A 21,433-nucleotide genomic window follows, 5' to 3' on the forward strand; every position below is an offset into this window, starting at 1 on the left:
TTAAAGTACAACTTTTTCTGCTTCCCTGAAACACTATATATTGCGGGGATTCTAAACCTATTTTCTATACACTATGACAAAGAAATTGCTAACCCTTAGCTCTATTTTTTTATTTATTTGTTTGCATGCCAGCGCTCAGGAAGATCTCTGGAGAAAACCAGGTCAGTTGAAAGCAAATATTTCCCTGGTGGGCGTTAATGCAAATTACGAATTGCGTTTGTTAAAATATGCAACCCTTAACCTGGAAGCGGGAATTGAAATGGGAGTTTCCTATTCTAATGGTAGCTATTTAGGAGAAGAATGGGAGTTTGCGCTTTATCCGGTTTTTTCGGCGGAGTTCAGGCAGTACTATGGTATTGCCCGGCGGGCTGAACGGAATAAGCGGATAGATAATAATGCCGGAAATTTTTTCAGTTTCACGGGAGGCTACCAGGGCAGTCCTATTACGACTACGGACTATTATTCTCCCCGGGGTACGACTGTTTTTACACCCGCGTGGGGGATGCAGCGCAGCTGGGGCCGTCATTTTAGTTTTGAAGGCCGCTTCGGTGTTTCCTTTGTGACGGACGATGGTTACAGTAATTCGGTATATCCCAGTGTGCGCATCAACTTTGGCTATGTAATTTTGTAAATTAGCTGCTTAAACAGTGAGATATGTCATCCAGGATAGTTAAGCAGGTAATAGTGATGCGCAAGGATCTGAACATGCGCAAAGGAAAAATGATTGCACAGGGCGCCCATGCTTCGATTGCTTTTTTAACGCGGCATGCCACCATCAGCGGGCATACGTTGCAAACCAATATCAGGAATCCGGAAGAGGTATCGGAGTGGATGACGAAGGGGTTTACAAAGATTTGTTTGTCGGTAGATTCTGAAGAAGACCTGGAGCGGGTGTACCAGCAGGCGGTGGAAGATGGGCTGAATGCTACATTGATCACGGATTCGGGGTTAACAGAATTTGGTGGTGTGCCCACCAAAACCTGTTGTGCCATCGGGCCTAATTCAAACGAGGAGATAGACCGGATCACGAAGGATCTGAAATTGCTTTAGTCTTCGTCTCCTACCACATCTGTTTCCACTACCCTGCCTACCTGTCCGTCTTCCAGGCGCACTTTGATACCGCGGGAATGATAAGCGGCAGAGGTGAGCAGATCCTTTACAATGCCATAGGTTTTTTTACCGCTGCGTTGATCTTTTTTCAGGATGATGGCCACTTCCAGGCCAGGGTAGATATCTTTTCTATATTGTCCGTCCATAACTGCAAAGCTATGGATTTTCTAAAAAAGGTGGATCATACGATGACCCACCTTTTTTATTTAGAGATGAAGATTTGCCGCAGCTGATCTATCAGTACACCGTTTCCGCTGACGCTGATGCTGTTGATCTTTTCCGCGATTTTTTCCACATACTCCATTTCCTTCAGCTTAAACAGCATGGGATTGTCTTCCATCAGCTTGGCGGTATTCAGCAAGCTCCTGGTGCTGGCAGTTTCTTCCCTTCGCATGATGATATTGGCCTGTGCTTTTTTTTCGGCTACCAGTACCTGGTTCATGATGTCTTTTACATCACCTGGAAGGATGATATCCCGGATACCGAAGCTGGTCACGTTAATGCCGAGAACTTCCGCCTTTGTGCTTACTGCTTTCAGTATAGCCGGCGCGAGGGTATCTTTCTTTTCCAGCAATTCATCGAAGTTCAGGGCTGCGATATATTCCCGCAAAGCCAGCTGAAACTGTACATACAGCTGCCGTTCATGTTCCTTGTTTTGCAACAGGGCTTTATTGATATCGGTTACCCGGTATTGTGCCCATGCGTTGATTCGCAGTGCTGCTTTGTCTTTGGTCAGGATTTCCTGGCCATTTACTTCCAGCTGCAACTGGCGGGTATCTATTTTACTAATGGTGATAGTGATGTTATTCTTCCACCAGCAATAAACGCCGGAGTAGAGGGTCATGGCATACTTACCATCTACCAGCATGATGGCCTGTTCGTGGTTTTCCACGCTGAAAGATCTTACGTAAGGTGCTACCAGCCGGTGGCACAGGGTAGATCTATCTATATTTTCAGTGATCGCTATTTTAGCGATATCTGCGCGAACAAATTTATTGTCGATGATATTTTTCCAGAAGGCGTATCTGCCGGCGGTCAATACCTGCTTCAGCAATCCATTTTCGTAGTGCAGCACAATTTCGGTGTCTTTTACTTCCACTACCTGCAAGGCGTTGACTACCTCTGCATCCTGCAGGAGGATGTTCAGTTCTACCGGAGCGATGAATGGCTTGTTGATATCGAAGATGGTTACATCTTCGTTGATCAGCCAGTGGCGGCCTACCTGCAGCATTCGCTGGTAAACGCCGTTTTTAAAAACCAGGCCCCTTTCGTAGGCGTTGATGGTTACTCTTTTCATTTTCTTTCATTTTGGGGGTGTTGATAAAAAAGCCAGTGCTGGTGTCCGGATGGTGAACACGGAAACAGGTGTTGATCAGTTCTCAGGCATCAGTTAGGGCGGAAGTGCTAAGTGATGGTAAGGGGCTGATGAAGTTCCTGTTTGCGGGTGTTTGCCAGCCTGCCGGTATCATCCTTTTGATGAGGTGGCTGGGCAGTGAGCCCTGGCTTTGTTTGTTGTTGTAAAGGATTTACAGTCCTTCTGATTTAATCTCCCTATGAGATTGTCTATTGCTCTACCGATGAGCTACCGTTTTTCAAGGACGGAAAGGATTCGAACCTTCTACCCACAGACTATGTGTGTGCGGGAATAGTGTATTGCAGCAACAGCATACAGTCCGTTATTACGGCTGCACTGCGGAGTAGTACGATACTCCTGCCTGGGTTGCTGTGAATGGACATCTATCCCCGTCTTCCTGTTGAGGAAGCTTTTTAGCAAATGCTTTTCATTTGCGTGGTGGATGAAGCAGGAGTCGAACCTGCACGGGCGGTGCTTCAAACCGCTGCTCTACCATTGGAGCTATTCATCCGTGTTGTGTGAGTAGCAAGATTCGAACCTGCTACGCCTGTTAGAACTACAAGCACCGTATTTTAGTAACCCTGACTGGACTCGAACCAATAACCTTCTGCTCCAAATGCAGACGCGCTAACCAATTGTGCTACAGGGCTTTTTAAGTAGTAAGGATTGGATTTGAACCAATAGCCAGCTGCGTATAAGGCAGGTGCTCTGACCGATTGAGCTACCGGACTGGGTTTGTTTGCGTATGTGTTTTTCGTGACTGTTTTGCATTTAGCTGCGCGACTATTGAGCACAAAAAAAACCGGGCGTTCAGCACGACCGGTTTCTACGTATATACATAAGCGTTACTTATGTTCGTCGACACCGGTGTCGTTGATGAAATATTTCATAGCGATAGCAAACCGATAACAGTGGTTTGTTATGATCGTTACTAAATTGTATGTTATGAATATGCATTTGCATGCGTATTTTTAGTTTTAAGTGTAAATAAAAAGCCCCGCAATCTCTTGCGGGGCCTGTGTTATATCGAATTTGTTATTTCAACTTATTCTTCGGCATAACATGCCCCGCCACTGGTATAGCCTGGTATCAGACTAAACTGGTGTTTTGATTGTATGTTAAAAATTGGGCGGTACATGTTTATTGTTTTTTTGTCGATGCAAAGGTGGGGATATTTTTTTAATATCTCCAAATAATTTTTAAAAATATTTTTTAGCTAGATAAATGAAGCGGGATTTTGATTCGTTTATGCGTGTACTTTACTTTATAATAAAATGCCGTTCATTAATGAAATGTAAATGCCTGATGCATTAACAAATATTTCGGACTACTAACTTTATCAAATATATGTTAATAGTGATTAACAAAATATGATACTTTGAAACCCTTTATTGTAGCCTATTTTGTTGTTTTGATATTTTATTCCGCACTTTGATTATTAGAATTAAAATTTTCCGTTAAGACTTCGATTTTAGTGGTGAATAGTTTTTTTCTTTGAGGAATTATTTGAATCCATGAATTCTATTTGTATCAATCAGTATAAATGTAAGGCATATACGATGCTGTGGATAGCTGGGATTTCGTGGATGTTTTTAAACTTATTTAGACCTATAACCCAATTGAACTCAATTATGAAAAACCGGATTTTACACGCTGACGATGATACCATTTTTTCTGGTATTGTAAGAAAAATACTCAATCAGCAAGGTTTCGAAGTTTATAGCGCCTATGATGGGGAACATGCATGGCTGCTGTTTAATGAATTCTCATTTCATTCCTGTTTGTTGGATATCAGGATGCCCCGCCTGAATGGAATTGATCTTGGGGAACGTATCCGTAGTAAGGATAAGCACATCCCTATATTTTATTTATCCGGGGAAGACCTTGCACTCGTATCGGCGGAAGTATTTGGCAGAGGGGGTGCGAATGGTTATTTCCCTAAAACTTTCAACCTGCGTGAATTGACGGGCAGATTGCAGGCGTCCCTAACCCACACCAATAATTACATCTTATGAAAGGAATTATAAGAAAACCTTACTATTCTCCAGAAGAGAATGAGTTTTATAGCTCCCACGGAAGGCCAAGAAAAGTTGCAAAGAGAGTTAAGAAAGTATATAAATGCTTATATGATAACCGTAATGAACTAACAAGTATGGAAACGATTATGGATACTGTTTTTGGTGGAAACGATCACAAAATTGACAAATTGTATGTATATATATCCAGGCTCAAGGAAATTATCAAAGATCACCCGGGCTCAAGTATCTACAATGTTCGTGGTAAAGGATATAAATTAATTATGCCGTAGTTTCCGGCAGTATTTTTTGCCTGTTTATCCCTATAGACTTTTGATAAAAAACATCAGGAATTTTGTTCTATTGGTATGTTTTCCTAACCAGATATTTTATTATATTCGTTGCTGTTTAGTAAACCCAAAGTATAACCGTTAACCATATTTATTTACTACAAAATTTTTAACCATGAAACTCCACAGAACATTACATCATCCTGATGGTGGGCGTTCATTAGCAGAATATGAAATAAAAGACAATAATGTTTTTACCACTATCCACCACGCAGGCGGGTCCCGTTCCCTACCCTGGTATGAGGTGAGAGAGGATAAACTGTATCCCACTATTCACCATCCGCAGGGCTGGAGCTCCTTCCCCTGGTTTGAAATTAATGGTACCAGTATCCGGCCTTCTATTCACCACCCAAAAGGCTGTGACGGGTTGCCGTGGTATAAGATTGTATAACCTCTAAGGAAAGTGGGTTTATAGAACTGGCCTGGCAGGGATGCCGGGCTTTTTTGTGGACAAGGGGAATGATTGGATATTTGGCGAACTGAACTGTAATGCGGCTATACTTCTTGCATACTTCTCCGATACTTCTTGCATACTTCTCCGGTACTTAGGAGTCGTGTATGTGTCGTATTCCCCATACAGTTCCCATACAGTCCCTATACAGTCCCCATACTGTTACCATACACTCCCCATACACTCACAATACACTTCCAATACACTCCCCATACACTTCCTATACACTTAGAACCGCTTGCGCCCGCTATTTTCAGTTGGTCAGTTCAAATTACAGTTTTCACAAATAAGCATTGACCCCGGCACCTGAATCTCTTTATCTGCGCCAGATCCTGATGTTTGCAAGCTTGCTGCATACCCCTATACAGCCAACTTTGGGGCCAATGCTGCTCATTTGAGATGGAATTGATATCAAAGTGATATTATCAGCGCTTCGTTGCTATTTGAGGCCTTTAATAGGCTTAAAAGGTAATTGGCATCCAGTAACCTTAGCAACTCGTTGTAAAGTAGAAGTAAATCCGCCCTGTGCTGGGCATTTTCATATTGGGTATCCTCAGCTGCGAGCGTTTCCGAAAGCCATAGCCATAGTGTTTGTCGCGCGGCAGCCGGAGGGAACAATTCGCAAAAACGGTTTATGGCGAGCATGGGATCAGTAGATTCCGTCTCGGATAAGTGCGTGTAATGAAAAAAGGATTGGGAGGTTTGCATAACAATAGATTTTTATTATGTGCTAAGATAGTAAAAATACAATTTAAAATGTGATTATGCACATTATTTATTGTGATAATCTGCTTATTTATGTGATTTTTATGCTGTCATAATGATTGTGTTTCTGCTTATATTGATGAAAAATATGCTTATAAGGCAGTAATATGGGTGATAAAGTATTCAATAGGATAAAAGCAGTGCTCGCTGAAAAAGCCAAAACAAATAATTGGTTAGCGGAAACTTTGGATATGAATCGAAACACGGTTTCCAAATGGTGTACAAACCAAATGCAACCGACAGTAGAAACTCTTTTTAAAATTGCAGAGGCATTGGACGTTGAGGCAAGGGAATTACTCGTACTTAGAAAAGCCAAATAATCTACTACCTTTAATTAAATGTTACATAAAGAAAGTCTTAACCTCCTCCGTCAACAAATCCCCATTGGCGCCCGTCACGGCCTTCACCTGCTTAACCAAACAAACGGAAATGTAGAACAAGCGAGGCTGCTATTTGAAGCAGAAATGATTCAAATCATTACCAATAAAACTGCTGTTTCATCAGACATCGCCAGGAAGCATTTGATAATCCATAATTACGATATCGCCCAAACCATTGCCAGCATTGATGAAGAACGCTTTACCTTATCTCAGCGTATCTTAAGAAAAGCAAAGAATAATAAAGAAGAAGCCTTAACGCTCATCGTACAAAGCATTGAGTCCACAGAGAATATTCAGCGGAAATTCTGGCTGCCTTTAGAAGAGTTGAGACATTTACCTCCTTCCGTATATTGCTTGTTAGTATTGCATGATTTTTTAAGTTATGAAGATTGGGAGGGCTTCGGCAGCGCTATTTACTTCCATTCAGATATAGTGGTTTCGCAGCTGGAAACGATGCTCGACTTGCCGCAGGTTGCTTATCATTTGCGCGCTGCAAAGAAACGTAGCGATGAAATTTATCAGCAATACAAAGGAAGGACGGAGTTTGGAATTGAGTCGATCATTGCGAATAAGCTGGCCACTGATGCTGAGTTTTCTGAGCATGAGAGAGGGTTTGAGGCTGAAAGACCGTTGATTGTTGACAGGTTGTATAGTATGGTGGTGGATAATGTAGGGGTGTTTCCTTGAAAGTAATCACCCACCATTTTATACCCGCGTCATTCGCTCCCTTAATCCTTCAATTGATAGCACATTGATATCCTTGTGTAACATCCGGTGGCAATTGGAGCATACCAGTGCCAAGTCTTTAAGACTTGTTTTTGTAGAAGCGGTTATCTTTGAAAGGGGCGTTTTGTGATGGCATTCGATAAATCCTTTACCAATATCTCCATAAGAATCATAAAAATCAAATCCGCAAACTTCACAAAGCAGTTTCCCTTTCTTTTTTAATATTTCTTCTTTTTTTAGCTTAATGATAGCAGGTACCCGTTCTCTTACTTTATGGAGTTTGTATAAGATGGAGCCTTCTTCCACACTGTCTTCCACAGTTTGCTCATCTTCTTCAACATGAAGTATTTCGTTTTTAATCGATGGATCAGTTACAGCATTGGTTATTTCAGCAGCTAGTTTTTTTAGCTGATCTTTTTTGTCTTTGAACTCGTTAAACAGTATTTCATCAAGCTTCGAATAGCTTTTCAATCCTTTGCCTGGCGATTCTAAAGACATAAAATTAGCCAGCTTCCTTGCTACCCCATTTACATTCCTAAACTTCATAGGATCGGGACGTTCAAGGTCAAGAGGAAGGCTTCTTAATAATTCGCTCAAGGCAATGATCTTCCGGTTTCTGCGATCAATACTCCCCCTATCTGGAGAAAAATAAAGATCAAGTGCAAGTATAATTTCATCCCTATGCCACTTTGGATTGCTTTTCATGGTACTACGATGTATGGACGCTCAAAATCACGATGGGTAAAGCTTGTCTTGAATTGATATTTATAATATCAATATGATATACAAATATAAATATAGAATCCTTAATCCCCCTTTGCTAATCCCCCCTTTTCTCCCTATTTTTACCATAATGTCCACGCACCATCCAAAACAATCTCACCTCCAACTGAAGTCATTATTTGACCTGCTATACCTGCGCCTTTGCCGATTTGCCGACCTTTTGATCGCGGATTCCGCTATGGCAGAGGATATCGTTCAAAAAGTGTTCATAAATTACGAGTGTGAAGATGATGATTTCCCGGCCATCAAAATGTTCCTGTATAAAGAGGTGTTAAACGCCTGCCAGGAGCATAAAGCAACTGTAAAAACTGCTTTTCTCAGGGCGGAAGTAGGTGGGGAAATAAACCGGGCTATCGCCGCACTGCCGGAGGGATGCGGTAAAGTTTTCAAGCTTAGCTATGTGGAAGAACTGAAAAATGAAGAGATTGCTGCAGAGATGTCGATGCCGGTGAGTTGGGTGAAAACGCAGAAAGCAAGAGCACAGGAGTTATTGCACTGGCGGCTGAAACCGGAAACTTTTCTCGTATTAAACTTCTTCCTATCCATTGCGGAGTAATCTGGAATCATATTACCACCGGTCCCGGTTAATAGTAAAGTATTGGGAAAACACGCTTTCAGAAGAAGAAAGCGAAGAGCTGCAGGCATGGATAGATGCCAGTGAGGAGAACCGGTTGTTATTTGCAGAGTTGAGCAAGGAAGTTACTTTGAAGGAAGAGTTGAAACAGATGGGTAAGTATCATCCGCAGCAGGCATGGAAAAAAGTGGAAGCAGGAAGAAAGGAAAAGAAACAGGTACCGTGGGCAGGAGTTATTGCTACGCTGATTATGTTACTGTTGGCCATTACGCTGAAATGGTGTTATCTCCGGGAGGCGCCGCCTGCGGATAAAAAAATAGACAATGGGGGTATCAGCCGTTGAGCTGCGTCCTGTAGGGAAAGAGGGATTTCCTCTTCTTTCCGCCATAGGTTTTTATGAAGCGTCTCCTTCCGGGAGGCGCTTTATTTGTATCCGGCGGCCTGCAGTTCAAATAATTCGGCGTAGCGTCCTTTGCGGGCCAGCAGTTCCTCATGGCTCCCGATTTCAACCAGCGTGCCCCGTTCCAGCACCAGGATGCGGTTGGCCATGCGTACCGTGGAAAACCGGTGGGATATTAATACGGCGGTTTTATCGCGGGTAAGATCGGCGAAGCGGAGAAATACGTTGTATTCTGCACGGGCGTCGAGGGCGGAGGTGGGCTCGTCCAGTATGAGGAGTTGGGCGTCTTTCATATAGGCCCGTGCCAATGCTATCTTCTGCCATTCGCCACCGGAGAGTTCTATGCCCTGGTTAAAGCGGCGACCCAGCATCTGCTCGTAGCCGAGTGGCATCTTTTCTATAAGCGGGGAAGCAAGACTTTGCCTGGCCGCATCCTCAATCATGGGGAGGTTGTTGCTTTGAGCGATGTTCCCCACAGCGATGTTCTGGGAAACGGTCATCTGGTAGCGTTGGTAGTCCTGGAATATAACGCCTACCTGCGTACGTAATTCTTTGAGATCGTATTCGCGGAGATCTATGCCATCCAGCAGGATGCGTCCTTCTACCGGATCGTAGAGGCGGGACAGTAGTTTCACCAGGGTGGTTTTGCCGGCGCCGTTCTCCCCTACCAGCGCTAATTTCTCGCCGGGATGAAGGGTGAAGTTGAGGTGCCGGATGGCCCATTTGTCGGAGTTGATATATTTAAAGCCTACATCTTCAAAAGTAAATCCCTGTTGAATAGGACGAGGAAACGCCCGGGGATGAAGCACAGGAACCATTTTAGGTTGTATCTCAAAATATTCAAACAGGTCGCGCAGGTAAAGGGCGCCCTGCGTAACACTGGAAAACCGGATAAGGATACCCTGGAACGTGGTACGCAACTGCCTGAAAGACCCCGCCAGGAAGGCCAGGTCGCCGATGCTGAGATGCCCCCGGATCGTTTGCAGGATGATGATCACATAGGCGGCATAATATCCGGCTGCACCTACTATTGCGAAAATGGTTCCCCAGATGGAATCCCTGATCTGCAATACTTTTTTATCGGTATAAAATTTATTGGAGATGAATTTAAAGCGGTTGATCAGGAAATTGGAAAGATCAAACACCTTTACTTCTTTGGCAGTTTCGTCGCTGGCGCCGAGATAGCGGATATAATCCAGCTCACGCCGGTCGGAAGTTTGGCCCCAGGCCAGTTTATAATACAGGTCGTTGAAGTGCGATTCATTCAGGAAGGCCGGGATTACGGCCAGCAACAATAATAATATCAGCCAGGGGTTGAAGAATACCAGTCCCGCCGCCAGGAAAACGATCGTGATAATGTCCTGTACCTGGCTCAGTACCTGCGCCAGTAGCACGGTTCTGCCGGAGGTTTGCTGCCGGGCGCGTTCCAGCTTATCATAAAATTCGGCGTCTTCAAATTGGTCGAGGTCCAGTTTGGCGGCATGTTCCATGATTTTCACGGAAGTATGGTTGGCGAAGAGGTCGCCCAAAAGGCCATCCAGCAGTGAAATAGCGCGACTAAGCGCATCGGATAGTATGGCCAGCCCAAATTCCAGCGCCACCAGTTGCCACAGCCAGGTGGTGGAGTGCCCCGGATCTTTGGTGAGATGCACCACCTGGTCGATGATCAGCTTACCCACATATAACAACGATAACGGCATGGCCGATTGCGCCACCCTGAGAACAGTATTTCCTATAGCGAGCCCCGGACTGGTTTGCCATACCATCCTGAAAAATGCCGGTAAGTTACGAAGGGCCGCCAGCCGCTCTTTGAAGGTTAATTTTTCATCTTTCCCCGGGCGTTTTTTCCGGGGAGCTGCTATTGCACTCATAGAAGTAATTTACGAAAATTGCTTCTCCAAACATAAGCGCATTATCTAAAAGGATTTGTTTTAAATTTGGGTTCATGTGAATAAACCAGGATGCTATGTTATTATTGATCGTTTCCTTACTGATAGTTTGTTGTGTGATTATTGCCGGCGTTGTATACGCTGTAAATGAACAGTCCAAACAATGGGCGGCTTCAGAGAATTAATACTGCGCTTTAGTTGCAGTAACATTTCTTTATAAATCCGGATATCCAGGCCGAATAAATAAAAACTACAATAGAGGGATAGCCCCTCCAGGTGCGTTATACCTGCGTACTATAGCTTTTATTTAATTAGCAATTATGGATATGCGTGAAAAAAGGAATGTGCTGACTTACCTGGCAGAAAAGGAATGGCTGATCATGAGTTTATGGTTTGGCTTGTCCTTTATCGGGGCCTTCATGGAGGTTTCCCGGAATAATTTCAATAACTATCGCATATTCAGAGACGTATTCTTTCACGTCATTCACCAGCAGCCTTTATATATCCCCTACCCGGCCGATTATTACGATGTAAATCTTTATGGCCCGGTATTCAGCATCGTGATAGCTCCTTTTGCCGGTTTGGAGATTCACCTGGGAGCCATGTTGTGGTCGCTCACCGGTTCGGCTGTTTTGTTTTACGCCATCCGGCAGTTGCCGCTTTTACGCCTGCAACAGAATATTATCCTGCTGTTGTGTTCAATGGAGCTGATGGGCGCCAGCAGCTGGTTCCAGATGAACCAGTTCATCGGCGCTTTCGTTATCCTCACCTTTACCAATACTATTAAGGGAAAAGAACATAGGGCCGCTTTCTTTATTGTGTTGGGAACGCTTACAAAGTTTTATGGCATAGTAGGACTCGCATTTTTCTTCTTCAGTCCTAATCCCAGGCGGTTTATCGGGTACCTGTTTTTATGGGGTGCAGTGATGTTTGCATTGCCCATGGTGATATCTTCTCCCCAATATATTATCCAATGTTACTTTGATTGGTATGCTGCACTGGTACACAAAAACGAACTGAATGAAGGCGCGAATATCCTGTTCCAGGATATATCTGCCGGAGGCTTTATAAAAAGGGTGTTTCATTTGCCGGGCATGAGTAATAACGTAGTGCTCATTCCTGCGATAGTACTCTTCTTTTTACAATATACCCGGTTAAAAGATCGCTATAACTCCCGTTATCGCTTCTATATTCTCTGCTCTACACTGATATTCCCGGTGCTTTTCAGCACCAGCTCTGAGTCGCCCACCTACATCATCGCTATACCGGCGGTGTGTATCTGGTATGTATTGCAGCCATCCACAAGACAGAACAACATATTTATGTTTTTTGTCATTTTCCTGATCAGCTTTTCCCACTCGGATATTCTTACTCCCTGGGTAAGGAAGAATATATCGATGCCCTATGCCGTGAAAGCCTTGCCCTGCCTGGTATTATGGCTGGTGATCGTTTATCAGATCTACACGCGGAAATATTTATTAAAAAAAGATGTTTCCCCCGCGCCAGTCAAGGACCTGGAGCCCGTTCCTGTATTGTGAAAAAATTAACTGAAAAAGTAATAATCCGGGCGTAAATTGCCGGATTATTAAAGGTTTTTGATTATGAACACGGGAATCAAGATAGGTAGTGCATTTGCGTTATCTGCGATGCTGTTTCACGGCATTCAAACAAGTGCACAGAAGAAGTCAGCACCATTGCCAGGCTTTGTTGAAAGTAAATCAGTTGCTTCAGTAGATCCTTATATCGGCTCCGGCGGCCACGGTCACGTATTTGTTGGCGCCAGCGTTCCTTATGGCGCAGTACAAACAGGACCTACCAATATTGTAAAAGGGTGGGATTGGTGCTCCGGGTATCACTATTCAGACAGCGTATTAATAGGCTTCTCGCAGATGCACCTCAGTGGAACCGGTATCGGCGACCTGGGCGATGTGCTCATTATGCCCTACACCGGTAAAGTGAGAACCAGCCGCGGCACACAGGAAGATCCCACCTCCGGATATGGCTCCCACTATTCTCATAACCGCGAAACCGCGCGTCCCGGCTACTACGCCGTTCAGCTGGACGACTACAATATCAAAGCAGAATTAACCGCTTCAGAAAGAGTGGCTTTTCATAAGTACACTTTCCCGAAAAATCAACCTGCCAATATCATCATCGACCTGAAAGAAGGTATCGGCTGGGATGCACCGGTAGAAACATTTATCCGCCAGGTAGATGAATATACCCTCGAAGGATACCGCTACTCCAAAGGATGGGCGGTGGACCAACGCCTCTGGTTTGCCATTAAATCAAATGTGCCGGTGAAACAATTTTTGGTATTTGATGGAGATAATAAACAAACCGGCAAAGAAGTAAAATCGAAAGAAGCCAAAGGCGTTATCGTATTCGATAAATCGCCCGGACAGGTAATGCTGAAAGTAGGCATCTCCCCTGTAAGCAGCGAAAACGCACTGGCTAATATCAAGGCGGAAATACCAGGATGGGACTTTATCAAAACCATTAACAGCGCCAACGCTAAATGGGACAAGGAACTGGCCAAAGTAAGCATTGAAACAAAAGACGAGGCCGCACGCCGCGTATTTTATACCGCCATGTATCACACCATGATTGATCCGGCTTTGTTCAACGATCATGATGGCAGCTACCGTGGCACCGATAAAAAAGTATATGCTAACCCAGGCTTCGATAACTATTCCGTATTTTCTCTCTGGGATATTTATCGCTCCTGCGCTCCACTCGCTACCATCCTGCATCCTGAAAAGGTGAACAGCTTCGTGAACTCGATGCTCACCATCCACAAACAACAGGGCAAATTGCCGGTATGGCCGCTGATGGGTAATGAAACCAACTGTATGGTGGGCTATCACGCAGTACCTCCTATTGTAGACGCTTACCTGAAAGGATTTAAAGGGTTCAACGCAGAAGAAGCTTTTGAAGCCATGAAAGTTACCGCCAACCGTGATGATCTTGGCCTGAAATACGTAAAAGAATTAGGCTACATCCCGGCAGACAAAGAATATGAATCCGTTTCCAAAGCAATGGAATACGCCATCGACGACTGGTGTATTGCAGCCATGGCAAAGAAGTTGGGCAAAACAGCCGACTTCGAATACTACAAAAAACGCGCAGCTTACTACCGCAATTATTTCGATAGCACCATCCGCTTCGTACGCCCGCGTATGAGCGATGGCAGCTTCAAAACACCTTACGATCCGTTTAACTCCGTTCATGAAAAAGGCGACTTCACCGAAGGCAACGGCTGGCAATACACCTGGCTGGTGCCACAGGACGTGGAAGGACTGATCCAACTCATGGGCGGCGACGATGCCTTTACCAGTAAACTCGACAGCCTCTTCACCGCTAAAGGCGATATGGGCGCAGAAGCATCTAACGATATCTCCGGCCTTATAGGAATGTATGCGCATGGTAATGAGCCAAGTCACCACGTTACCTATATGTACGCTTTCTCCGGTTACCAATGGAAAACCGCTGAAAAAGTAAGACAGGTAATGAAAGAATTCTACTTCGATCAGCCGGAAGGACTTGCGGGTAATGAAGATTGCGGCGCGATGTCGTCCTGGTATGTATTCTCTTCGCTGGGCTTCTATCCTGAAAACTCCGCCAGCGGCGTATATGTGTTAGGCAGCCCGCTGTTCGACAAAGCATCTATTAAAGTAGGCGCAGGTAAAACCTTCACAGTACAGGCGATCGATAATAGTGCAGAGAATATCTATATCCAAAGCGTTACTCTTAATGGTAAACCATATACGAAAAGCTTTATCACCCACCAGGATGTGGTGGCCGGTGGAACGCTGGTTGTTAAAATGGGTAACAAACCAAACCTCAGCTTTGGTAAAGCCGCAGCAGACAGGCCATCGAATGCCCTTTAAGCGGATGTTGTCTTTCTCAGGATTAGACTGATTGTGCTGATTACATTGATTTTACTTTTTTGATTTTATAAAGATTTAAAAGATTTGGGGAGATGTAAGCGGATATATTCGCTTACATCTCCCCAAATCTTTTTAAATCAAAAATGATCAAATCCCTAAATCAGTATAATCAGTCTAATCCTGAGAAAGACAACACTCGTAATACCTCCGGTGTTACTTCTCCAAAGATAGAAACGCCTGCCGCTCCATTCTGGATGGCCAGTTTCACGGCTTCGGCCAGGTCGGTGTAGTTGCCGTGGAAGTCAGGCAGATACAGCCCTGCATACAACGGGAATGCGCCATGCAGCCCCTTCACCCCTTCTGCCACCGCATCGCCTATCCAGCTCACATTTTCCCTGTAAAAGCCGTGATAGATCATCGGGCAAATAGCGTTCAATGGCCAGTTGGTCCAATCCTGCCGTACGATACGTTTGGCAATTTCAGGAGTAGGAAACACTGCTGCGGAAATTGGTTTCTTATGTTGCTGGGCTACCTGCGCCAGGTTGCTCACTACGTTAGTAATGCGGTCGTAGCGGAACTTGCGCCAGGAAGGGCTTTGGTCGGGATGTTCTATCTGTAACGGATCTACGCCATGTTTTTCTTTATATGCATTGCGGCATTGTTCGCAATAACAGAAATCATACTCCGGTAATTCTTTCGACTGATCAATACCATAATTGCTCCAGAGATTTACGGGCAATATCACATCGCAGTAGCGAACATAATCGAGATGAATGCCATCCACATAATCCAGTGAAAGGATTTTTTCCACCTGGTCTTTCAGGTAATTCACTACCTCCGGTTTACTGGGACACAGCCAGCGGTAGTAATCTACATAAGGAGGATGGTTCGCACAGGACTCGCCTTTCCTGTTTTGCGCATACCATTCCGGGTGACTGGCCAGCAATTCTTTTTCTCCACGGTTCATTGTCCACATCCAGCGGTGCGCTTTGATACCATTGGCTTTGGCGGTTTTAAAATGTAGTTCGCTATCTGCCTCAAACATGATATCTGTGATCCCTGCTCTTCTGTAAGCAGCATATCTTGCTTTTAAAATGGCAGCAGTATCTTTATGATCAGGATTGATCCACACCCGGTGTTGCACGGCGTTCTTTTCCAGCGTGGGCGCTGTTTCCTTTATAGCAGCAGCGCTGGCTGGCAGCGTAGGTTTTACCAATGCCAATCCACCGATACCCAATGATTTTATAAAAAGACGTTTATCCATAGCTGTTATTTTCTGTTACTATACACTTTACCTTCCTGGTTGATATTTACGGAACCAGGGAAATTACTACCGGAAACACTGGCATTGTATTGTGATGAAATGCTTTCCATTGACAACGTATATACTTCTTTATTAGTACCGGTTTGTTTTTCAGGGATCTTCAGCTCTTTTAAACTTTTGGCATACCGCCCATTGGCTTGCCTGTATTGCAGTTGGGCGCTGTAGATTTGCCAGAGGTATTGTTTGGCTTCCTCCGCCGGAGGCAACTGGAAAGTAGTATTGGCTTTGCTGGTAAACAACAGGTATCCCCACCGTTCCGGCGCATGCATATTCACAATTCCTTGCGGCGACCAAACCCAGTTATGCTCTGGCCGTTGTTGTTTTACGTACTTGCCGTTTTTAATGTCTGTGTCCCACTCTACCCGTGAGAAATTGATCCGCCAGAGGCTATTCTCCACCGGCCGTTGATTTTTATTGAAGAAGCTAAGGGCACTGAAAGGCACGGCCATCTCCACTGTCCATTCTTTATCGGTGTCTGAAGGGTTATTAATCGTACCATCAATATGTATAGCAGTGACAATGCCCCTGGTATCCCAGTTGATCAAAGCCTCTCCCATATTGCGATACGGCTTACCCATAAACAGGTCCATCACCGTATTTAAAGCATTGATTTCTATTTCGTAGTATTGGTGGGTATCTCCATCGGGATCTATAAATACCTCAAAATCATTATCCCTGAAAATAATAGCATCATGATCTACCAGTGTTCCCCAGATATGAGGCTCCTGCAGTGTAGCCGCGATGTAAAGGTATTGCTGGTCCCACATCATCTTCACCCGGGTACGCAGTGGTGGTGCGGGTTTGGCGTCGCCTTCAATATCTTTAAAATCGGCTGTCCAGGTAGCTTGCTGCCACCCGGCTTCGTCGAGTTTACCATCAATTACTACTTTATCTTTAGTTTCCTTACACACGTAGTGGAGGGGAGTTTCCTTTGCCGGTTTATACAATTCCAGGCCAGTTTGCGCGAAGGTTGTCTTACTCAGGATTAGACTGATTATGCTGATTGCACTGATGATATTTTTGATGATAGAAGGATTTATTACCATTTATATTTTCCGTTGATTAGTCTTTTAAATTCAAGGCTTGGCCGGCCAAAGTTAATAAGTAATCCGGTTTCTACATTATATGCTTCAAGATAGCTTTTGGCTTGTAAAATGTTTGATTGCTCCATCAATGATAGAGCCTTTAGTTCAACGGCAACAACATTTTCCACCAAGAAGTCGGCCCGCCTGCTTCCTACTACTTCACCTTTATAATATACAGGCATTTCTTTTTCTCTTTCAAATGGAATTTTGTTTTCACTTAATTCTATTGCCAAAGCCCGCTGATATATTACTTCCTGGAATCCTGATCCTAGTATACGATGCACACGCATTGCACAGCCAATAATTTTACCAGTAAGCTCAGAATGCTTATAACTTGGGTTAATCATACATTATATATTAAGGTTAAAACAAACAATGACGCTAATTTAACTATTTCATTAACCCAAAAAAAAGAGCCAGATAATTTATCTGGCTCTTTTATAAAAACTAAATCAATAAAATCAAAATCAGAAATAAAATCAAAAAAATAAAATCCACGTAATCAACATAATCAGTCTAATCCTGAGAAAGACAACCTCCGCGTTACCATATGCGAACGCGGACACTATCCGGCCGGTACATACCATCTCCCGGTTTCACGCCGTATACTTCATAAAACGCGTCCACATCGCTGAAAGGTCCGTTCACCCTGAATTTGGCGGGGGAATGCACATCGGTGAGCACCTGCCTGGCCAGTGATTCTTTTTTGGTATGTCCGAGCCAACCAAGGGAGTAACCCATGAAATAACGCTGTGATGGGGTGTATCCGGCGATCTTTTCGTTTTTCTTATATTGATCTGTTTTTTTGAAAGCTTCCCATCCAAGAAGGATACCACCGAGATCCGCGATATTTTCACCAAGTGTAGCTTTACCGTTGATACGTAAAGTATCCACTACTACATAGTTGTTGAACTGCTTCACCATTACGGCCGCGCGCTCGTTGAATTTCTTTTCGTCGTCTTTGGTCCACCAGCTTTTCAGGTTACCGGCGGCATCAAACTGACGGCCTTCATCATCAAACCCATGTGTAATTTCATGGCCAATGGTGGAGGCGCCGGCATAGCCGTATACAATGGCATCATCCAGTTCTTCGTCGCGCTTACCGGGAACGGTGAAGATACCGGCGGGCAGCACAATTTCGTTGTTGCTGGGATTGTAGTAAGCGTTGTACGTTTGCGGGGTCATATCCCATTCGTTACGATCAACGGGTTTGCCCAGTTTGTTGATCTGGTAATTTTGCCACCACTGGTGAGCCGCTTCGATATTCTGGTGGTACGACTGTTCCTTGATATCCATTGCGGTAAAGTCTTTCCACTTATCAGGATAGCCTACTTTTTTAGTGATTTTGGAGAGTTTGTACAATGCTTTTTGCTTGGTGCTGTCGCTCATCCAGTCGAGGTGTTCAATGCGTGTTTTTAGTTCAGTACGTATTTCCTCTACCAGGTTTTCATATCTTTTTTTAGCGGTAGTATTAAAGAACTCTTTTACAAACAGCTGGCCCAGGGCCTCTCCCATTGCGCTTTCCTCAGCATCCAGCACTCTTTTCCAGCGCGGTTTCTGCTTGTCCTGTCCTTTGAGCAGGGTGCCATAAAACGCGAAGTCGGTGTTGGCGATGGTATCGCTGAGATGTTGAGAGGCGGAGTTGATCAGGTTCCACTTGAGGTAGTCTTTCCAGGTTTGGAGTGGTTGCGATTTAACGGCGTTACTCAGGTTGGAATAAAACTCCGGCTGACCAACAATAATGGTATCGGCAAATTTGTTGATACCCTGTTGTTTGATGAACTCATTCCAGTCGATATTCCCTGCAATTTTATTTAGCTGGGCTACAGCCATTTTATGATAGTTGGCTTCCGGATCGCGGAGTGCTTCCAGCTTGCGGCTGTTTTTAGCCAGGCTTGTTTCCAGTTGTACGATGCCTGCAGCGGCTTTTTTAGCGGCGGTGCTGTCGTAGCCAACAAATTGAAGCATTTTGGCAACGTGGCCGGGATATGCGTTCCGGATGTTGGTGGTACGCGCATCGGTGTTGAAGTAGTAGTCGCGGTTAGGAAGCCCTAAGCCGCCCTGCGCCAGCTGCACGGCAATAACGTCGCTGTTTTTGGCATCCTGCGCGATGTACAGGCTGCAGAATGCGCCGGTGGTGATGTTTAGTTTGGAGGCTACCTGCACCAGTTGCGGAATGGTGGTAATGGCATCAATGGCTTTCAGATCTGCTTCGATGGGCTTTATACCATCCTGGTTGATGCGCACAGAATCCATTCCGCTGGTCCAGAAGGCGGCAATCTTTTTGGAGATAGGATCGGTCGGATTTTCTACTGCTTTTTCATTGATGATGCGCAGGCGTTTGTACAGTTCTTCCTGTACCAGGTTGCCGATACCCCATGAACTATATTCTGCTGGTATAGGATTGCGTTTTATCCAGCCGCCGTTGGCATAATCAAAAAAATCTTGTGTGGGATTTACGGTGCTGTCTACATTAGCGGCTACTGCGTCGGGGGTGGAAGAAGCGTTGGCATCGGGTTGTTTCTGCCCCTGGTTACATGCAGTGAAACAGGTAATGGCAGCCAAACCGGTTCCGGTGAGGATAGATTTTATCATAAGCTGTTGAGATTTTGTTACCGGAAGAAAGGTAATTATTTTTTATCACCCTGATTATTAAAATGGGCTTAACGGCAGCAGAAGAATATAAAGTAAATAATGTATTTTGGTACAAAGTCATTTCCTTACCTGCAACGCTTATGATCAACAATTTAAAGACTGGCCGCATTTTATCTATCGATGCTTTCCGCGGGATTACTATTCTTGTCATGATTTTCGTTAACAGTGTGGCGGGTGTGAGCGGTATCCCTTCATGGATGCAGCATGCGCATGGTAATGAAGACAGGATGACATTTGTAGATGTTGTGTTCCCTGCTTTCCTGTTTATAGTGGGGATGTCGGTGCCTTTCGCCATCAATAGCCGGCTGGCAAAAGGTGATACCTTCTGGCAGTTGCAGCGGCATATTGCCTGGCGCACATTGGGTTTGTGGGTGTTGGGTATTTTTATGGTAAATGCCGAAAAAGTGAATGCTGCTGCTACCGGGATGAGTGGCGCCGCATGGTCGCTTTTATTTTATATATCCGCCATACTGGTATGGAATGTTTATAAGTTCAAAAACGCATGGCTTTCGTGGTGTTTCAAGGGAGTGGGCATGATAGGGTTGATTGTACTGGCATTGATTTTCCGCGGTGGTGAAGATGGAACGGAGCGGTTAACGCCGGATTGGTGGGGCATCCTGGGACTCATAGGCTGGGCATACCTGTATGCATGTATTATTTACCAGGTATTTAAAGGGGTGGCTGGCGCTATTATGCTGATGATTGCCGTGTGTATCGGGTATTATATTTTATGCAAACAGCCATTCATGGGAGAATGGAGTTGGCTTACTTCACAGGCCGGCCACGCGGCGCATACGGCTATTGTTTTGTCGGGTATGTTGCTGACGTTATTTTATTTTGATGAAGACCTGGGTCTGAAAGGGAGTAAGCTGGTGTCGCGTGTAACCGGTTACTTTGTTTTACTGTTGATTGCCGGCATGCTGTTAAGACCTGCCTACAAACTATCCAAGATCCAGGCTACACCCAGTTGGTGCCTGTATTGCAGCGCGATATGTGTGGCCATATTTTCTTTGTTATATTTTCTGATAGATGTAAAACAGATCAGTAAGTGGACGGCTTTCTTCCGGCCTGCCGGTTCCAATCCTTTGCTTACCTATATATTACCGGATATTGTTTTTTATGGAATGTTGCTTGCGGGGATCAGCCTGCCGGCTGTATTGGGAGAAGGACTGCCGGGTATTGCCTGGTGCGCTTTTTTTGCAGTAATCATGCTCTTCCTGGTAAAGGGATTAAATAAGCTGGGAATTCGTTTGCAACTGTAACAATCTTACACATTACTCCGTTATAGCTCTCGTAATGTAGAGAAATATCTACGTGAAATACATCCGTAATGGAGTATAGCGCGTAAATATGTGTGGCATTTCGTTTGTCCCTTTAATTCCTGGAAACAGATTTTTACATCCCAAAAGTTCCCCCCATGAAAAAAATTGCAATTGTATTAGCGTCAGCAGGATTGATTTTAGCTATCTTAGCGCAGTATGCCCTAACCAACGACTGGATGTGGTTCAAAGTGTTCCATACCCTGGGTTTTATAGGCTACATATTGATCATCAGCGGTCTTGCTTGTTTTTTCCTGTGGTTAATTCATCAGTTTTCCCGTGATGAAAAAAACAGGATCAAACGTTACTATCATCGCCAGCACGATGAAAGCGAAGTGAATACTGCACAACGGTAATAATGAT

21 protein-coding genes and 3 tRNA genes are annotated in these 21,433 nt (G+C 44.5%); 13 read left to right on the plus strand and 11 right to left on the minus strand.

Translation table 11 applies throughout. The annotated features are described in order from the left end of the window. Positions 1-73: 73 nt before the first annotated feature. A complete protein-coding gene (locus PV783_RS04020) occupies positions 74-631 on the plus strand; it encodes a hypothetical protein (protein WP_363432029.1) in 558 nt (185 codons plus the stop codon). A gap of 23 nt (positions 632-654) precedes the next feature. Next, positions 655-1,050, plus strand: coding sequence for an aminoacyl-tRNA hydrolase (pth2, locus tag PV783_RS04025; RefSeq protein WP_079471659.1), 396 nt, complete (start codon positions 655-657; stop codon positions 1,048-1,050). Here the strand turns inward: pth2 and PV783_RS04030 are convergent. The 5 genes from PV783_RS04030 to PV783_RS04050 form a co-directional block, all read right to left on the minus strand. Next, a complete protein-coding gene (locus PV783_RS04030) occupies positions 1,047-1,256 on the minus strand; it encodes a YwbE family protein (protein ID WP_079471660.1) in 210 nt (69 codons plus the stop codon). The two genes, pth2 and PV783_RS04030, sit on opposite strands and share 4 nt — an antisense overlap. Before the next feature lie 56 nt (positions 1,257-1,312). Next, a complete protein-coding gene (locus PV783_RS04035; RefSeq protein WP_420987206.1) occupies positions 1,313-2,407 on the minus strand; it encodes a slipin family protein in 1,095 nt (364 codons plus the stop codon). A gap of 493 nt (positions 2,408-2,900) precedes the next feature. Further along, positions 2,901-2,975: transfer RNA gene (locus PV783_RS04040), tRNA-Phe, on the minus strand. 65 nt (positions 2,976-3,040) lie between these two features. Next, a tRNA-Gln gene (locus PV783_RS04045) sits at positions 3,041-3,114 on the minus strand. Between the two features lie 10 nt (positions 3,115-3,124). Continuing rightward, a tRNA-Ile gene (locus tag PV783_RS04050) sits at positions 3,125-3,189 on the minus strand. Between the two features lie 906 nt (positions 3,190-4,095). On the opposite strand from PV783_RS04050, the gene PV783_RS04055 reads away from it, so the two are divergent. From PV783_RS04055 to PV783_RS04075, 5 genes are all read left to right on the plus strand, one after another. Next, the gene (locus PV783_RS04055) at positions 4,096-4,479 is read left to right on the plus strand and encodes a response regulator (protein WP_159454388.1); all 384 of its coding nucleotides are present in this window, start codon (positions 4,096-4,098) and stop codon (positions 4,477-4,479) included. Beyond that, positions 4,476-4,772 carry a helix-turn-helix domain-containing protein gene (locus PV783_RS04060; protein WP_420987208.1) on the plus strand — a complete coding sequence of 99 codons (297 nt, stop codon included), beginning with the start codon at positions 4,476-4,478 and terminating at the stop codon, positions 4,770-4,772. Before PV783_RS04055 ends, PV783_RS04060 begins: the two co-directional genes overlap by 4 nt. Before the next feature lie 172 nt (positions 4,773-4,944). After that, positions 4,945-5,220 (plus strand): hypothetical protein, encoded by a 276-nt coding sequence (locus tag PV783_RS04065; RefSeq protein ID WP_420987210.1) that lies wholly within the window; start codon positions 4,945-4,947, stop codon positions 5,218-5,220. 932 nt (positions 5,221-6,152) lie between these two features. Beyond that, the gene (locus tag PV783_RS04070; protein WP_111577118.1) at positions 6,153-6,365 is read left to right on the plus strand and encodes a helix-turn-helix transcriptional regulator; all 213 of its coding nucleotides are present in this window, start codon (positions 6,153-6,155) and stop codon (positions 6,363-6,365) included. Between the two features lie 18 nt (positions 6,366-6,383). Beyond that, complete coding sequence (locus tag PV783_RS04075) at positions 6,384-7,112, plus strand: hypothetical protein (protein ID WP_420987212.1); 729 nt, start codon at positions 6,384-6,386, stop codon at positions 7,110-7,112. Positions 7,113-7,130: 18 nt separating this feature from the next. On the opposite strand, the gene PV783_RS04080 is transcribed toward PV783_RS04075, so the two are convergent. Continuing rightward, entirely contained in the window at positions 7,131-7,856 is a 726-nt protein-coding gene (locus PV783_RS04080) for an HNH endonuclease (protein ID WP_420987214.1), read from the minus strand. 148 nt (positions 7,857-8,004) lie between these two features. On the opposite strand from PV783_RS04080, the gene PV783_RS04085 reads away from it, so the two are divergent. Continuing rightward, positions 8,005-8,490 carry a sigma factor-like helix-turn-helix DNA-binding protein gene (locus tag PV783_RS04085; protein ID WP_133256126.1) on the plus strand — a complete coding sequence of 162 codons (486 nt, stop codon included), beginning with the start codon at positions 8,005-8,007 and terminating at the stop codon, positions 8,488-8,490. Beyond that, on the plus strand, positions 8,480-8,851 hold the full coding sequence (locus PV783_RS04090; protein WP_420987216.1) for a hypothetical protein: 372 nt from the start codon (positions 8,480-8,482) through the stop codon (positions 8,849-8,851). The genes PV783_RS04085 and PV783_RS04090 overlap by 11 nt, the downstream gene beginning before the upstream one ends. 80 nt (positions 8,852-8,931) lie before the next feature. On the opposite strand, the gene PV783_RS04095 is transcribed toward PV783_RS04090, so the two are convergent. After that, complete coding sequence (locus PV783_RS04095; RefSeq protein ID WP_420987218.1) at positions 8,932-10,779, minus strand: ABC transporter ATP-binding protein; 1,848 nt, start codon at positions 10,777-10,779, stop codon at positions 8,932-8,934. Between the two features lie 338 nt (positions 10,780-11,117). Here PV783_RS04095 and PV783_RS04100 point away from each other — a divergent pair, with 338 nt between their 5' ends. Both PV783_RS04100 and PV783_RS04105 read left to right on the plus strand, forming a co-directional pair. Continuing rightward, positions 11,118-12,335, plus strand: a complete 1,218-nt coding sequence (locus tag PV783_RS04100; protein WP_420987220.1) for a glycosyltransferase family 87 protein — start codon at positions 11,118-11,120, stop codon at positions 12,333-12,335. Between the two features lie 63 nt (positions 12,336-12,398). Then, positions 12,399-14,687, plus strand: a complete 2,289-nt coding sequence (locus tag PV783_RS04105; protein ID WP_420987222.1) for a GH92 family glycosyl hydrolase — start codon at positions 12,399-12,401, stop codon at positions 14,685-14,687. 169 nt (positions 14,688-14,856) lie between these two features. On the opposite strand, the gene PV783_RS04110 is transcribed toward PV783_RS04105, so the two are convergent. The 4 genes from PV783_RS04110 to PV783_RS04125 form a co-directional block, all read right to left on the minus strand. After that, positions 14,857-15,951: a family 10 glycosylhydrolase gene (locus PV783_RS04110; protein ID WP_420987223.1), complete on the minus strand. Its 1,095-nt coding sequence runs from the start codon at positions 15,949-15,951 to the stop codon at positions 14,857-14,859. 5 nt (positions 15,952-15,956) lie between these two features. Continuing rightward, a complete protein-coding gene (locus PV783_RS04115) occupies positions 15,957-16,922 on the minus strand; it encodes a carbohydrate-binding family 9-like protein (RefSeq protein ID WP_420987224.1) in 966 nt (321 codons plus the stop codon). Between the two features lie 128 nt (positions 16,923-17,050). After that, positions 17,051-17,443 (minus strand): GxxExxY protein, encoded by a 393-nt coding sequence (locus tag PV783_RS04120; protein ID WP_420987225.1) that lies wholly within the window; start codon positions 17,441-17,443, stop codon positions 17,051-17,053. A gap of 196 nt (positions 17,444-17,639) precedes the next feature. Beyond that, complete coding sequence (locus PV783_RS04125) at positions 17,640-19,691, minus strand: M13 family metallopeptidase (RefSeq protein WP_420987226.1); 2,052 nt, start codon at positions 19,689-19,691, stop codon at positions 17,640-17,642. A gap of 140 nt (positions 19,692-19,831) precedes the next feature. On the opposite strand from PV783_RS04125, the gene PV783_RS04130 reads away from it, so the two are divergent. Together PV783_RS04130 and PV783_RS04135 are read left to right on the plus strand one after the other, a co-directional pair. Further along, complete coding sequence (locus tag PV783_RS04130) at positions 19,832-21,013, plus strand: DUF5009 domain-containing protein (protein ID WP_420987227.1); 1,182 nt, start codon at positions 19,832-19,834, stop codon at positions 21,011-21,013. Positions 21,014-21,168: 155 nt separating this feature from the next. After that, entirely contained in the window at positions 21,169-21,426 is a 258-nt protein-coding gene (locus PV783_RS04135; protein WP_111577109.1) for a hypothetical protein, read from the plus strand. The last annotated feature ends 7 nt before the right edge of the window (positions 21,427-21,433 follow it).

The organism is Chitinophaga sp. CC14 (assembly GCF_048957795.1).
In the GTDB taxonomy this organism is placed as follows: Bacteria; Bacteroidota; Bacteroidia; order Chitinophagales; family Chitinophagaceae; genus Chitinophaga; species Chitinophaga ginsengisegetis.

Bases quoted from the DNA above. Each gene is read 5' to 3' on its own strand.
- PV783_RS04020 (WP_363432029.1), top strand. From the start codon at position 74: ATGACAAAGAAATTGCTAACCCTTAGCTCTATTTTTTTATTTATTTGT.
- pth2 (WP_079471659.1), top strand. From the start codon at position 655: ATGTCATCCAGGATAGTTAAGCAGGTAATAGTGATGCGCAAGGATCTG.
- PV783_RS04030 (WP_079471660.1), bottom strand. From the start codon at position 1,256: ATGGACGGACAATATAGAAAAGATATCTACCCTGGCCTGGAAGTGGCC.
- PV783_RS04035 (WP_420987206.1), bottom strand. From the start codon at position 2,407: ATGAAAAGAGTAACCATCAACGCCTACGAAAGGGGCCTGGTTTTTAAA.
- PV783_RS04055 (WP_159454388.1), top strand. From the start codon at position 4,096: ATGAAAAACCGGATTTTACACGCTGACGATGATACCATTTTTTCTGGT.
- PV783_RS04060 (WP_420987208.1), top strand. From the start codon at position 4,476: ATGAAAGGAATTATAAGAAAACCTTACTATTCTCCAGAAGAGAATGAG.
- PV783_RS04065 (WP_420987210.1), top strand. From the start codon at position 4,945: ATGAAACTCCACAGAACATTACATCATCCTGATGGTGGGCGTTCATTA.
- PV783_RS04070 (WP_111577118.1), top strand. From the start codon at position 6,153: ATGGGTGATAAAGTATTCAATAGGATAAAAGCAGTGCTCGCTGAAAAA.
- PV783_RS04075 (WP_420987212.1), top strand. From the start codon at position 6,384: ATGTTACATAAAGAAAGTCTTAACCTCCTCCGTCAACAAATCCCCATT.
- PV783_RS04080 (WP_420987214.1), bottom strand. From the start codon at position 7,856: ATGAAAAGCAATCCAAAGTGGCATAGGGATGAAATTATACTTGCACTT.
- PV783_RS04085 (WP_133256126.1), top strand. From the start codon at position 8,005: ATGTCCACGCACCATCCAAAACAATCTCACCTCCAACTGAAGTCATTA.
- PV783_RS04095 (WP_420987218.1), bottom strand. From the start codon at position 10,779: ATGAGTGCAATAGCAGCTCCCCGGAAAAAACGCCCGGGGAAAGATGAA.
- PV783_RS04100 (WP_420987220.1), top strand. From the start codon at position 11,118: ATGGATATGCGTGAAAAAAGGAATGTGCTGACTTACCTGGCAGAAAAG.
- PV783_RS04105 (WP_420987222.1), top strand. From the start codon at position 12,399: ATGAACACGGGAATCAAGATAGGTAGTGCATTTGCGTTATCTGCGATG.
- PV783_RS04110 (WP_420987223.1), bottom strand. From the start codon at position 15,951: ATGGATAAACGTCTTTTTATAAAATCATTGGGTATCGGTGGATTGGCA.
- PV783_RS04120 (WP_420987225.1), bottom strand. From the start codon at position 17,443: ATGATTAACCCAAGTTATAAGCATTCTGAGCTTACTGGTAAAATTATT.
- PV783_RS04125 (WP_420987226.1), bottom strand. From the start codon at position 19,691: ATGATAAAATCTATCCTCACCGGAACCGGTTTGGCTGCCATTACCTGT.
- PV783_RS04130 (WP_420987227.1), top strand. From the start codon at position 19,832: ATGATCAACAATTTAAAGACTGGCCGCATTTTATCTATCGATGCTTTC.
- PV783_RS04135 (WP_111577109.1), top strand. From the start codon at position 21,169: ATGAAAAAAATTGCAATTGTATTAGCGTCAGCAGGATTGATTTTAGCT.